Annotated in this window: 12 protein-coding genes; 11 read left to right on the top strand and 1 reads right to left on the bottom strand. The window is 39.2% G+C overall.

What is annotated here, in order from left to right; genetic code table 11:
* Positions 1-100: 100 nt before the first annotated feature.
* The 4 genes from tkt to C3945_RS01525 all read left to right on the top strand — a co-directional run bounded on the left by tkt (position 101) and on the right by C3945_RS01525 (position 6,223).
* Entirely contained in the window at positions 101-2,095 is a 1,995-nt protein-coding gene (gene tkt / locus C3945_RS01540) for a transketolase (protein WP_161877925.1), read from the top strand.
* Positions 2,096-2,327: 232 nt separating this feature from the next.
* Entirely contained in the window at positions 2,328-2,570 is a 243-nt protein-coding gene (locus C3945_RS01535; protein ID WP_161877924.1) for a YneF family protein, read from the top strand.
* Positions 2,571-2,675: 105 nt separating this feature from the next.
* Entirely contained in the window at positions 2,676-4,433 is a 1,758-nt protein-coding gene (locus C3945_RS01530) for an ABC transporter ATP-binding protein (RefSeq protein WP_161877923.1), read from the top strand.
* Positions 4,433-6,223, top strand: coding sequence for an ABC transporter ATP-binding protein (locus C3945_RS01525; RefSeq protein WP_161877922.1), 1,791 nt, complete (start codon positions 4,433-4,435; stop codon positions 6,221-6,223). The genes C3945_RS01530 and C3945_RS01525 overlap by 1 nt, the downstream gene beginning before the upstream one ends.
* A 336-nt stretch (positions 6,224-6,559) precedes the next feature.
* On the opposite strand, the gene C3945_RS01520 is transcribed toward C3945_RS01525, so the two are convergent.
* Entirely contained in the window at positions 6,560-7,162 is a 603-nt protein-coding gene (locus tag C3945_RS01520; protein WP_161877921.1) for a lysophospholipid acyltransferase family protein, read from the bottom strand.
* 326 nt (positions 7,163-7,488) lie between these two features.
* Here C3945_RS01520 and rpsB point away from each other — a divergent pair, with 326 nt between their 5' ends.
* The 7 genes from rpsB (at position 7,489) to rseP (ending at position 13,936) form a co-directional block, all read left to right on the top strand.
* Positions 7,489-8,247, top strand: coding sequence for a 30S ribosomal protein S2 (rpsB, locus tag C3945_RS01515; RefSeq protein WP_161877920.1), 759 nt, complete (start codon positions 7,489-7,491; stop codon positions 8,245-8,247).
* 58 nt (positions 8,248-8,305) lie between these two features.
* Positions 8,306-9,187 carry a translation elongation factor Ts gene (tsf, locus tag C3945_RS01510; protein WP_161877919.1) on the top strand — a complete coding sequence of 294 codons (882 nt, stop codon included), beginning with the start codon at positions 8,306-8,308 and terminating at the stop codon, positions 9,185-9,187.
* Between the two features lie 236 nt (positions 9,188-9,423).
* Positions 9,424-10,155 (top strand): UMP kinase, encoded by a 732-nt coding sequence (gene pyrH, locus C3945_RS01505; RefSeq protein ID WP_161877918.1) that lies wholly within the window; start codon positions 9,424-9,426, stop codon positions 10,153-10,155.
* Positions 10,148-10,705 (top strand): ribosome recycling factor, encoded by a 558-nt coding sequence (frr, locus tag C3945_RS01500; RefSeq protein WP_161877917.1) that lies wholly within the window; start codon positions 10,148-10,150, stop codon positions 10,703-10,705. Before pyrH ends, frr begins: the two co-directional genes overlap by 8 nt.
* A gap of 384 nt (positions 10,706-11,089) precedes the next feature.
* Entirely contained in the window at positions 11,090-11,857 is a 768-nt protein-coding gene (locus C3945_RS01495) for an isoprenyl transferase (protein ID WP_237585441.1), read from the top strand.
* 28 nt (positions 11,858-11,885) lie between these two features.
* Positions 11,886-12,653 (top strand): phosphatidate cytidylyltransferase, encoded by a 768-nt coding sequence (locus C3945_RS01490; protein WP_161877916.1) that lies wholly within the window; start codon positions 11,886-11,888, stop codon positions 12,651-12,653.
* A gap of 20 nt (positions 12,654-12,673) precedes the next feature.
* Positions 12,674-13,936 carry an RIP metalloprotease RseP gene (gene rseP, locus C3945_RS01485; protein ID WP_337249266.1) on the top strand — a complete coding sequence of 421 codons (1,263 nt, stop codon included), beginning with the start codon at positions 12,674-12,676 and terminating at the stop codon, positions 13,934-13,936.
* Positions 13,937-13,956 lie beyond the last annotated feature (20 nt).

Raw genomic sequence — 13,956 nt, 5'->3', positions numbered from 1 at the left:
GGAATTGATTCCGTTCTCACAAGTTATTGAAAATGCTTTAAATTAATAGTACAATAGACAAGTAAGTTTAAAATTTAAACAAACGAAAGGTTGAGATTTAGTGTTTGATAAAATAGATCAAATGGCAGTAGATACAATCCGTACACTAAGTATAGATGCAATAGAACAAGCTAATTCAGGACACCCTGGATTACCAATGGGAGCAGCTCCTATGGCGTATACATTGTGGACACGTCACTTGAATATTAACCCAAAGAATTCAAAATGGTTCAACCGTGACCGTTTTGTTCTGTCGGCAGGACACGGTTCCATGCTGTTATACAGCTTACTGCACTTGTCAGGACACGATGTAACCATCGACGACTTGAAGGGGTTCCGTCAATTTGAAAGCCGTACTCCAGGTCACCCGGAAGTTCACTATACAGATGGTGTAGAAGCAACAACAGGTCCTTTAGGGCAAGGGATTGCAAACGCTGTAGGGATGGCTATGGCTGAAGCTCATTTAGGAGCTGTTTATAACACTGATGACCAATCAGTAGTCGATCACTATACTTACGCTCTTTGTGGTGACGGAGATTTGCAAGAAGGTGTCTCTCAGGAAGCTGCTTCATTAGCTGGACACTTAAAGCTTGGTAAACTGGTTCTTTTATATGATTCAAACGATATCCAGCTGGATGGACCAACATCTAAAGCCTTTACTGAAAATGTTGGTAAGCGTTTTGAAGCGTATGGTTGGGAACATATTTTTGTCGAAGACGGTAATGACCTAGAAGCAATCGACAAAGCGATTACTCAAGCAAAAGAAAACACAGAGCAACCTACAATCATTGAAATTAAAACAGTTATCGGTTTTGGTGCAACGAACGCAGGAACAGCAGATGTTCACGGTAAGCCTCTTGGAGTAGATGGTGCAAAAGCTGCTAAAGAAGCGTACGGATGGGAAGGCGAAGATTTCTTCGTACCTGAAGACGTATCAAAACGTTTCAAAGAATACATGATTGACCGTGGTGAAAAAGCTGAAGCAGAGTGGAATGAATTGGTTGAGCAATATAAGAGCAACAACTCTGAATTAGGTGCTCAATTTGAATCAGCTCTTAACGGCGACTTACCTGAAAACTGGGATGCTGATTTACCAAGCTATTCAGTAGAAGACAGCAGTGCAGCGACTCGTGCAACCAGTGGGGAAGTCATTAATGCAATTGCTAAAAACGTTCCGAACTTCTGGGGAGGTTCAGCGGACCTTTCAGGATCAAATAATACAATGATTAAAGGCGAACAAGATTTCCAAGCTGATTCATATGCAGGACGTAACATTTGGTACGGTGTTCGTGAATTTGCTATGTCTGCCGCTTTGAATGGTATTTTACTTCACGGAGGAACACGTTCTTACGTTGGGACATTCTTCGTCTTTACTGACTACTTGCGTCCAGCTGTTCGTTTAGCTGCTCTATCTCGTATCCCTGCTATTTACGTCATGACTCATGACTCTATTGCGGTAGGAGAAGATGGACCGACTCACGAGCCAGTTGAGCAACTATCTAGCTTCCGTGGCATGCACAACTTAACTGTTTTACGTCCAGCAGACGGAAACGAAGTAGCAGCGGCATGGGAAGTAGCGTTAACGTCAACAGACCGTCCGACTATGCTTGTCTTGACTCGTCAAAACTTGCCAGTTTTACCTGGAACACAAGAAAATGCTCGTCAAACAGTTCAAAAAGGTGCTTATGTCTTGTCTCCATCTGAAGGAGAGACACCAGAAGGTATTTTAATCGCGACTGGTTCAGAAGTATCGCTTGCTGTTGAAGCACAAAAAGCATTAAAAGAGCAAGGACACGACGTTTCTGTTGTATCTATGCCAAGTATGGATCTTTTTGAACTTCAATCTGATGAGTACAAAGAATCTGTCTTACCTAAATCTGTTAAGAAACGTGTAGCAATTGAAATGGGATCAACATTTGGATGGCACAAATACACGGGTACAGAAGGTGCAGTCATTGGTATTGATCAATTCGGTGCCAGCGGTAAAGGCGAAGTCGTTGTTGATAAGTATGGTTTCAATACTGACAACGTCGTTAACACATTCCGTTCACTATAAGACGCATTCCTTTTACCATTAACGAAAAACCTCTCTTTCTGGCTTTTTACGTCAGGAAGAGAGCTTTTTTTAACCGTTATATTAAAAGAAAGAGAATAATAAAGAGAAAAACTCTTTATAGGTTTATTTTTAGAGTATTATTGTGTAGAATAATTCAGTGAGCAGTTTTATTTCAGAATAGGTTAAAAACTGACCAAATAGGTATGATAAAATAGTGAAAGGAGTGAATTTAATGAGCACAGTAGTTGCGGTATTACTCATAATCGTTGCGTTAATCGTAGGTTTAGTTGGAGGATTTTTCATCTCAAGAAAGTATATGATGGATTATTTTGAAAAAAATCCACCCATTGATGAAAACATGTTGCGCATGATGATGTTACAAATGGGTCAAAAACCATCTGAGAGAAAAATTAATCAGATGATGGCACAAATGAAAACACAACAAAAATCGGCAAAAACAAAGAAAAAGAAATAACAAACAATAGGTAACGGACAGCACAACCTGTCCGTTAAATCTTATTTTCAATATGACAAGTTGTCACATCGATTTACAGTATAAAAACAATAGGGGATAAAAATAATGGGAATATTTAAACGGTTGAGCTGGTTTTTTAAACAAGAGAAAAAATCTTATTTATTAGGGATTCTTTCTTTAGTTATAGTAGCCATACTTCAGCTAATTCCACCAAGAATTATCGGGATAGTTGTAGATGAAATTGGTATGAACGAAATCACACAAAGCTCCTTAGTCTATTGGCTAACTATTTTAGCGTCTACGGCTTTGGGTCAGTACTTGCTACGCTATTTATGGCGCGTAAAAATTTGGGGAAACGCGGCTAAATTAGAAGCTATTGTAAGAGAGCAATTATATAATCACTTTACAAACATGGACAGCAATTTCTTCCAAAAATACCGTACGGGGGATTTAATGGCTCACGCGACGAATGACTTGCGTGGGTTAAGAATGGTAGCTGGTGGAGGAATATTAACGTTGGCTGATGCAATCAGCGTAGGGTTAACCACTTTAGTCGCCATGATTTTCGTTGTTGACTGGAGATTGACACTCATTGCTGTCATTCCATTACCGCTATTAGCAATTGCCTCAAGAGTATTAGGGAAAAAGTTACATTTAAGATTTAGAGACGCTCAGGCAGCATTCTCTCAATTGAATGATAAAGTTCAAGAAAGTATTCAAGGGATTAAAGTCATCAAAACCTTTGGACAAGAAAAAGAAGATATAGAAGACTTCGATGTTCAAACGGATCGAGTGGTCGAAAAGAACAAAGATGTCTATAAAATTGATTCTTTATTCGATCCGGCTATCACGTTCATTATGGGCATGTCTTACTTTTTAACAATTTTTATTGGTGGACTACTCATTATGGGTAACGAAATAACCATTGGTGATTTTGTTACCTTTATAAACTATATTGGCATGTTGGTGTGGCCAATGTTCGCTATTGGACGACTATTCAATATTATTGAAAGAGGGTCTGCCAGTTACGACCGTATCGAAAATCTTTTGAGAGAAGAAACCAGCATCATTGAAAGACAAGGGGCAGTAGAAAAACCCATTTCAGGCAACCTTACTTTTGCTATTGATTCATTCAACTACCCCGATGCAGATGCAGATGCCGAAACGCTGAAAGATATCCACTTTACCTTACCAGCAGGTGGAACGCTCGGGATTGTAGGAAGAACGGGGGCAGGAAAGACAAGTATTCTTAAACTGCTCCTTCGAGAACATGATCATTACAAAGGACAGATTACTTATGGTGGCTATGACATTAGAGATTACACACTGGATGCTTTATTAAAGCATATTGGTTATGTCCCTCAAGATAACTATCTGTTTTCAAATACGATTCGAGAAAACATACGCTTTGCTGATCCAACCTTATCGCAATCTGCGGTAGAAGCCGCAGCAAAATTAGCTAATATCCATGATGATATAGTTGATTTACCAAATGGCTACGATACGGAAGTCGGTGAGCGAGGGGTATCCTTATCCGGTGGACAAAAACAACGGATCTCGATTGCTCGAGCGGTTTTAATTAATCCGGAACTCATGATACTAGATGATTCACTATCTGCGGTTGATGCGAAAACGGAAGAGATTATTCTTTCTGGCTTGAAGAGAGTTAGACAAGGACAAACTACAATTATCGCCGCCCACCGAATCAGTTCAGTTATGCATGCTGAAGAAATTATCGTCGTTGATGATGGAACCATCGTTGAACGTGGGACACATGATCAATTACTTGAGGTTGATGGATGGTATAAAGACATGTATCAACAGCAGCAACTGGAACGTAAAATTGAAGGGGAGGATCAGTAATGGAACAGCAAGAATTAAAAGATAGACGATCGATTCCTTTCAAGGAACAAATGACGATCCTCAAACGCATTCTTAGTTACGCTTCTCCTTTCAAAAAGCAATTTATGGTTGCTATTGGCTTCAGTTTGGCTCTTGCTGTGACAAATGCGATTTTACCGAGAATCATTCAAGTCTTTATTGATGACCACTTAGCGACAGGTACGGCTACTTTACGAATCGTTCTCCTCTTTGCCTTTATACACTTTGGAGTAACTCTTGTACGGATGGTCGTCTGGTACTGTGAACTGTATTTGTTTAATATGGCCTCAGAAAAGACAGTTCAACATATTAGGAACGCACTTTATACTAAATTGCACAGTTTAGGCATGCGCTTTTTTGATAAAACAGCAACAGGGTGGATTATTACCCGTGCAACCAATGACACAGAGGCAATGAAAGACTTTTGGCACGTCTTCTTAACGTTGATTCAAGGGGTTCTAGGTGTGGCGATTTCTCTTGGAGCCATGTTCTTACTAGATGTGAGAGTGACGTTGTGGATTTTACTGTTCGCGCCCATCCTTTTAGTCATTGTTCGTTTCTATCAAGTTTACAGTTCAAAAAATTACAACGAAATGAAATCCAAATTAAGTATGCTAAATAGTAAATTAGCAGAAACGATTAACGGTATGGCCGTCATTCAACAGTTCAGGCAAGAAAAGCGTCTGCAAAAAGAGTTCAAAGAGACAAACCAGTCTTATTATGACTCACGCTTTTCAGTGGTCAAAATTAATGCCTTACTATTAAGTCCGGTTATTAACTTTTTATATACTTTAGCTGTTGTTTTAATTCTTGCCTTATTCGGTTATGATGCATTAAGTAGCCCAGTAGAAGTTGGTGTCATTTTCGCCTTTACTTCTTATGCGAACGACTTTTTCAGACCCTTAACACGTCTAATGGATAGTTTGAGTTTATTCCAAGATGGTGTCGTATCATCCAGCCGTATTTTAACGGTTATGGATAACGAAGAATACGTGCCGGCACAAGAGGACAATCCTGATTCGGTCATTACCGAAGGAAAAGTGGAGTTTAAAGATGTATCCTTCTCTTATGACGGTGAGAATGAAGTACTGAAAAACATTTCCTTTAAAGTTAACCCTGGAGAAACGGTCGCTTTAGTCGGTCACACAGGAAGTGGTAAATCGTCCATCATTAACGTGTTGATGCGCTTTTATGACTTCGACAAAGGGGAAGTTCTGATTGATGGGAAGTCAATCAAGTCATTCCCTATTAGAGAATTGCGCCAGCGTACCGGGTTAGTCTTGCAAGATTCCTTCCTCTTTTATGGAACGATTAAAGACAACATCCGCTTGATGAATCCATCGATAACGGATAGAGAAATTGTTGAAGCCGCACGTTTCGTTCAGGCTGATTCCTTCATCGAACAATTGGATGGCCAGTATGATGCGAAAGTTGTGGAAAGAGGAGCAAGCTTCTCAAGTGGTCAAAAGCAATTAATCTCTTTTGCCAGTACAATAGTCAGAGATCCGAAAATCTTAATATTGGATGAAGCGACTGCCAATATTGATACAGAAACAGAATCACTCATCCAAGAAGGCCTACAGCGCATGAGAAAAGGGCGAACAACCGTCGCTATTGCGCACAGGCTCTCAACGATTAGAGATGCTGACCAAATATTGGTTCTGGATAAAGGACGCATTGTCGAAAGAGGAACCCACGACGAATTAATCGAACGTGGCGGACTCTACAAAGACATGTATGAACTTCAAAACTTAGGATTGCAACAAGCATAAGAAAAAACTCCTTCGTGACCTAAAAAGTCATGAAGGGGTTTTTTTGATATAAATTATTAAATTCAAACAGTTTAATAGTTCTAATTTGACAAACAATTTCTAGAGTAACTAGAATAATAAAGCTGTATTTTTCCAGTTAGTCTTTAAAACGCTGAAGTAATGTGAATAATAGTGGAGTATTACTCCGATTACTCATGAAAAAGTGAACGTAAATGGAATAATACGCGAGTATTCTTCCATTTAGTCAGTCAAAAAGCTAACTAACCGGAAAAATGGACAAAATCAATAAAAAATCACAGAAGAAAAATCAATCATTTTCTACCATGCCTTTTCAGTTTAGGTTTGTTGACTCAATTCTTTATCGAGAGTTTCAAATGATTCCTGAATGCGGTTAGAGTAGTAAGCATTGACGTCTTTGACGCCTTCAACTTTTCGTTCCACCATAAATGGTTTGCCAATTCTAACAATCGCTTTTTTACGCTTGATTAAATCACCAAAAGTTAACGGACCATAGTAAACTGCAGGAACGACTGGCTTTTGACTTAATTTGGCAATCGTCACTACGCCACCTTTTAATTCAGACGAGTGGCGTGTACCAGTTGGAAATATTCCGACACCACGATCGGTCTCCTTAAGAATTTTGACAGGTGTTTTAATGGCACTAGGACCAGGTTTTTGTCTATCGACAGGAAAGGCATTCAAGTGAGTAATCAGCCATCTCAGGAGTGGATTCTTAAATAACTCTTTCTTAGCCATGAAACTAAACTGCTTAGGTGAAGTGGCAAGGACTAAATACACCGGATCAAGCCAAGAACGGTGAGGAGCAACTAATACATAGTTGTCGTCTTTCGGTAAGTTTTCTAAGCCTTGGTATTCTGGTTTACCATTAAGTATATATATGAGTATTCGAATGAGTCCTCGAATAAATGAAAAAAACATAGATGCATCATCCTTATCTTAATTACTTTATCTCTCTCAAATAGTATGAGTGACGAAGCGATTTTAATCAAGTAGATTTGTACTTATTCCTCGTAAAAAATTACTTTATCTTTATGAGGAACGTTCAACATTTTTAAAATTAATGAGTATAATACCTGAGGGGCCTTGTCATTGCAAAGCCATATGTGGTATAATTATCAACGGTGCAAAAAGCACTTATTTCACACCTTAGTTGATGTACAGGATGGTGCTCCGATGCCATGGAGTGTCCTTGCAGTTGAAGCTAGGGGAGGGAAAATAAAAAAACCATATTGGAGGAATAGACAATGGCAGTAGTATCAATGAAGCAATTACTAGAGTCAGGGGTACATTTTGGTCACCAGACAAGACGCTGGAACCCTAAAATGAAACCTTATATCTTTACAGAAAGAAACGGTATCTACATCATTGACTTACAGAAAACTGTTAAGTTAATCGATCAAGCATACAACTATGTACGTGACATCGCTGAAGATGGCGGCGTTGTTCTTTTTGTAGGAACTAAAAAACAAGCACAAGATGCAATTAAAGAAGAAGCTATAAGAGCTGGCGCTTACTACATCAACCACCGTTGGTTGGGTGGAACGTTAACTAACTGGGACACGATCCAAAAACGTATCTCTCGTTTGAAACAATTAGAGAGAATGGAAGAAGACGGAACATTTGATGTCTTACCGAAGAAAGAAGTCGGTATCTTAATCAAAGAACGCGATCGCCTAGAAAAATTCCTTGGTGGAATCAAAGATATGCCTCGTAAACCAGATGCACTATTCGTTGTTGACCCAAGAAAAGAGCACATTGCAATCCAAGAAGCTCGTAAATTAAACATTCCTATCGTAGCTATGGTAGATACGAACTGTGATCCAGATGAAGTGGACGTTATTATCCCTTCAAACGACGATGCGATTCGTGCTGTTAAACTATTAACTAAAACAATGGCAGATGCTATTATCGAAGGTAACCAAGGAGAAGAAGGCTTTGAAGAAGAAGCTAAATCTGATTCTCTAGAAGAAATCGTTGAAGTTGTAGAAGGCAACAACGAGTAATTCACTCAGCCTGAACGAATAGTAAAACATTCTACTAAGACTTAGGAGGAACAAACTAGTGGCAAATATTAAAGCAGCTCAAGTTAAAGAATTACGTGATAAAACAGGCGTAGGCATGATGGATGCGAAAAAAGCACTTGTTGAAACAAACGGTGACATGGACGCAGCTATTGACTACCTAAGAGAAAAAGGCGTTTCTAAAGCAGCTAAGAAAGCAGATCGTATTGCAGCTGAAGGTTTAGCAAACGTTTATACTGAAGGTAATATTGCAGCTATCGCTGAAATTAACTCTGAAACAGACTTCGTTTCTAAAAACGAAAAATTCCAAAATCTAGTTAAAGACATTACTAAAACTGTTGCTGACAACAAACCAGCATCTGTTGAAGACGCTCTTGAATTAGATATGGGTGGAGACTCTATGTCTTCAGTTATTACAGAAGCAACGACAACGATTGGTGAAAAAATTACTCTTCGTCGTTTTGCAGTTCTAGAAAAAACTGAAGGTGAAGTATTCGGAGATTACGAACACATGGGTGGCCGTATCGCTGTATTAACTCACGTTGAAGGTTCCGACGTTTCTGTTGCTCGTGACGTTGCGATGCACATCGCAGCAATCAATCCAAAATACATTACTCGTGACGATGTTCCTCAAGAAACAAGAGACCATGAGTTAAACATTTTGAAAGAGCAAGCTAAAAACGAAGGCAAACCTGAAAACATTGTTGAAAAAATGGTTCAAGGTCGTCTAAACAAATGGTTAGCTGAAGTTAGCCTTGTAGACCAACCATTCGTTAAAGATTCTGACAAGACTGTTGGACAGTACTTGAAAGAAAACAACGCATCAATTAAATCATTCATCCGCTATGAAGTTGGCGAAGGAATTGAAAAACGTTCAGAAGACTTTGCAGCAGAAGTTCAAAGCCAATTAAAAAACAAATAATGTTTAAAACAATGGAGCTATCCTTTATGGATAGTCTTCATTGTTTTTTTGTGTTGTTGTCTTTATATAAGAGAGAATAGAGAGCATATTCGCTTACCATGTGACACAAGTGATTGGGAAAAGTGTCTAGTTATAGTGAGAATATGAGAATACACTAATAGGACTGTATTTTTTAATGACCTGTATGCTCAATTATGTTAGAATAATGAGTGATGAATGATGGAGGGAAAGATTTTATGGATGAACCGAAGTACAAACGTATCGTACTGAAATTAAGTGGCGAAGCACTTGCAGGAGAAAAAGGGTTTGGTATTGAACCCCCAACAATCGCTGAGATTTGTCAGGAAATTAAAGAAGTACACGAATTGGGCGTTGAAATAGCGATTGTCGTAGGCGGAGGAAATATTTGGAGAGGTCATGTAGGTGCTGAAATGGGTATGGAACGATCCCAGGCAGACTATATGGGCATGATCGCAACCATCATGAATGCGTTGGCTCTTCAGGACTCACTAGAAAACATTGGTGTACCCACACGTGTTCAAACGTCTATTGAAATGCGTCAAGTTGCTGAACCTTACATTAGAAGAAGAGCCATTCGACACCTTGAAAAAGGAAGAGTCGTTATATTCGCGGGTGGAACAGGGAGCCCATATTTTTCAACAGATACAACCTCAGCATTGCGTGCGGCTGAAATGCAAGCAGATGTCATCATGATGGCAAAAAATAACGTCGATGGTGTGTATTCATCAGATCCAAACATTGACAAAGATGCTGTGAAATACGAAGAATTAACGTATTTAGATATCATTAATAAATCACTGCAAGTGATGGATACAACGGCTTCATCTTTAAGCATGGACAATGATATTCCACTAGTCGTATTTAACTTGAATCAAAAAGGAAACATCAAACGAGTTGCAATGGGTGAAACCATTGGAACAACTGTTAGGAGGAAAAAAGATGACTAAAGAGATTTTAAAAGATACTCAAGGACGCATGAAAAAAGCAGAACAAGCTTATGTAAGAGAATTAGGTGGGATTCGTGCCGGTCGTGCTAACCCGACTTTACTTAATCGTATCTCTATTGACTACTACGGTGCACCAACACCGTTAAATCAATTAGCTCAAATTTCTGTACCAGAAGCACGAGTCTTATTAATCACACCTTATGATAAAAATACATTGGCTGATATCGAAAAAGCGATCAACCAATCTGATATTGGCATCCCACCGGCAAACGATGGGAACGTCATCCGTCTAATTGTCCCAGCATTGACTGAAGAAACAAGAAAAAATATTGCTAAACAAGTTGGTAAAGAAGCAGAAAATACAAAAATCGCTGTTCGCAATATTCGTCGTGATGCGATGGATTCATTGAAAAAGGCAGAAAAAGATGGCGAGTTGACTCAAGATGAGCAACGTCATTATGAAGAAGAAGTTCAAAAGTTGACAGATGCTAGCGTTAAAGCAATTGATGTTCTGTCAGATGAAAAGGAAAAAGAAATCTTAGACGTGTAACGAGCATGCATCAATCCGCCTTACATTAACAGTTAACACATGAAAATAAGGAGAGAAGCATCGGAACCTTTAAAGAGTACGATAACTGTACTGCATTAAAGGGCCTGAGCGACTCTCCTTTTATTTTTTACTATAGTTTATTAATAATATACTTGTTCACTAACTTTGTCACTACCGTTGTAATGATAATGCTCATGACATACTTTCTTAATCGTCTCATGCTGTTTCCTCCTTAAAAAATTTTAATCTTTTTTCTTTATAGTACATATAGTATAGCAAAAAAAATACTTGCCAAGAAACAGAACGATTGTAAAAGACAATCGGGCATCTTCATTTTTAAGTGGTAATTTATCTTTATTTTTACTACAATGAGAGAGATGTATCTTGACACTAGGAGGGCATGGTGTAGAAAGTACACCGAATAATATGTTAGAACAAGATAATATAAACAAACCCAGCCATGTAGCTATTATAATGGATGGGAACGGTCGATGGGCCGAACAGCAAGGCCAACCAAGAAAAGTAGGACATGAAGAGGGAATGGAAGCTGTCAGACGAGTCACGCGACGTGCAAGCGAGCGTGGGATTGATGTGTTAACCCTTTATGCATTTTCTACAGAAAATTGGAAGAGGCCACCGCAAGAAGTCCATTTTCTCATGCAACTGCCTATTCGTTTCTTTGATACCTTTGTTCCAGAACTTCAAGAAAAGAATGTGAAAGTGAACATGATAGGTTTTGAAGATAAAGTACCGACTTCTACAAAAAAAGCCATCTCCAAAGCGATGGAACAAACGAAGGATAATACTGGCATGATCTTAAACTTCGCATTTAACTACGGTGGTCGTGCAGAAATTCTTGAGGCGACGAAAGAGTTGTGCAAAAAAGTGGCGTCCAATGAATTGTCTGTAGACGACATAGATGAGCGCTTATTTGAAGAACATTTAATGACCCATTCGATTGGTGATTATCAAGATGTTGACTTACTCATTAGAAGCAGTGGCGAACAGCGCTTAAGCAACTTCTTGCTTTGGCAAAATGCCTACAGTGAGTTTTATTTTTCAGAACTATTGTGGCCAGAATTTAATGGAGACGTGTTAGATGAAGCGTTGCTGAGTTACAAGAACAGACAGCGGCGATATGGGGCATTATAATTTATGACAAGAAAGCCGAGGAAGATCGATGGCAATTAGAATTGTAACATCAGTTATTGCATTACTTTTATTTATTCCTTTAATTTGGTTTGGCTCTTGGCCGCTTGAAGTTGCGATGGCACTCTTGGCAGTTTTGGCTGTAGTTGAATTTATACAAATGAAAAAATCCAAACTAAAATCATTTCCATCCATAGCCGCCTTGATCGGTGTCGCTTTAATGGTGTTATCTTTTAGCATCCTGCCACTTGATTTAATGAGAGTCCTAATGGCGGTAACAGTCTTACTTTTGTTTTATACTGTCACCAACATAACCTACACGACTCCTGATGCAGGGTCGACACTACTCATGCTTGGCTATAGTGGTATTGGCTTTTATTCTTTTGTAGCGCTTAGAGAGTACAGCCCGTCGTTTCTCATTTTAATTTTATTGGTTATCTGGTCAACAGATACGGGAGCTTATATGATAGGAAAACGAATGGGGAAAACGAAACTGGCACCGTCTATCTCACCAAATAAAACCATTGAAGGTTCTGTCGGTGGGACATTACTTTCAGCTATTATTAGTGCAGTCTATCTATTTTACTTTCAGCTATTTGACTCCTATATCTTATCACTCTTATTCATGGTAGGTTTATCAGTCATTGGACAAACAGGAGACTTAATTGAGTCTAAAATTAAAAGAGAGTATGGTACAAAAGACACTGGTCATTTACTGCCTGGACACGGCGGTATACTTGACCGGTTCGACAGTATGCTGCTCGTGTTGAACGTCCTTTTCATTATGGGCATAATTTAACCTGAAGGAGAACACTTATGATACAAAATATATTAGCATTTATACTTGTTTTTGGCATTATCGTTATTATCCACGAGTTTGGTCATTTTTACTTTGCTAAACGCGCGGGAATACTTGTCAGAGAGTTTTCGGTTGGTTTTGGGCCCAAGTTGTTCCACCACCGAAAAGGGGAGACAACCTATACCGTTCGATTATTGCCACTTGGTGGTTACGTTCGTATGGCTGGCTTTGAAGAAGAACCAGAAATCAGACCCGGCATGTTCGTTCAGCTGACGCTTGACGAACAAGATCATGTTAGCCAAATAAACTTGGATCCAGAGCAGAACACCATGGATGCTGTACCAATGGAAGTGACATCATTTGACTTCGATACGGAACTCTTTATTGCCGGTCGCGTCGGGTTGGAAACGGAAGAAAAAGTCTATTCTGTCAACCGTGATGCATTATTGGTTGAAAAGGACGGCACACTCCTTCAAATTGCACCTTTAGACCGTCAGTTTCAAAGTGCCTCTTTAGGTAACCGCATGCTGACAAACGTAGCCGGTCCGTTAATGAACTTTGTTCTGGCTATTGTTGCTTTTACGATACTTGCCTTTATGCAAGGTGGAGTGATATCTAACGAACCGATTATCGGAACCATTGAAGCGGAGTCACCCGCTGCAGAGGCTGGACTATCTGAAGGGGACAGAATCGTATCAATAGATGATGAACCAATTGAAACATGGACAGATATGGTCTTGACGATTCAAGAGAGCCCGAATGAACCCATGGCTTTTGAGATTGAAACAGAAGAAGGAGAAAGACGAGAAGAGACCCTCACCCCTACAAGCGTTGAAGAGCAAGGGACAGAGATTGGTCGAATCGGTATTGGTGTCTTTATTGATGACAGTTTATCAGCTAAACTGACAGCTGGCTTTTCTGAGACGTTCTCAATTATCAGTCAAATCATAATATTATTAGGTTCGTTTTTCACTGGAGGCTTTAGCGTCGATCAATTAGGTGGACCAGTTGCTATTTATGCAACAACTGAAGCAGTTGTCCAAACAGGCGTTGTCGGTCTGATCAGTTGGATAGGTTTATTGAGCGTCAACTTAGGTATTATGAACTTACTTCCTATACCAGCCCTTGACGGCGGCAAATTATTATTAAATGTCATTGAAGGCATACGTAAAAAACCATTAAGTCAGGAAAAAGAAGGCTACATTACACTGATCGGTGTCTTGTTCTTATTCATCTTGATGATACTGGTCACATGGAATGATATTAGAACATTCTTTTTTTAAATTAACGATAAAAGGAGACT

This window comes from Alkalibacterium sp. MB6 (assembly GCF_009935905.1).
Classification (GTDB): domain Bacteria; phylum Bacillota; class Bacilli; order Lactobacillales; family Carnobacteriaceae_A; genus Alkalibacterium.
Note: the sequence above shows the minus strand (reverse complement) of the source record. Positions and strands in the feature narration are given on the sequence as shown.

Coding starts and splice junctions, on each gene's coding strand:
- C3945_RS01535 (WP_161877924.1), top strand. CDS start 2,328: ATGAGCACAGTAGTTGCGGTATTACTCATAATCGTTGCGTTAATCGTA.
- rpsB (WP_161877920.1), top strand. CDS start 7,489: ATGGCAGTAGTATCAATGAAGCAATTACTAGAGTCAGGGGTACATTTT.
- frr (WP_161877917.1), top strand. CDS start 10,148: ATGACTAAAGAGATTTTAAAAGATACTCAAGGACGCATGAAAAAAGCA.
- C3945_RS01490 (WP_161877916.1), top strand. CDS start 11,886: ATGGCAATTAGAATTGTAACATCAGTTATTGCATTACTTTTATTTATT.
- C3945_RS01520 (WP_161877921.1), bottom strand. CDS start 7,162: ATGTTTTTTTCATTTATTCGAGGACTCATTCGAATACTCATATATATA.
- C3945_RS01530 (WP_161877923.1), top strand. CDS start 2,676: ATGGGAATATTTAAACGGTTGAGCTGGTTTTTTAAACAAGAGAAAAAA.
- C3945_RS01525 (WP_161877922.1), top strand. CDS start 4,433: ATGGAACAGCAAGAATTAAAAGATAGACGATCGATTCCTTTCAAGGAA.
- pyrH (WP_161877918.1), top strand. CDS start 9,424: ATGGATGAACCGAAGTACAAACGTATCGTACTGAAATTAAGTGGCGAA.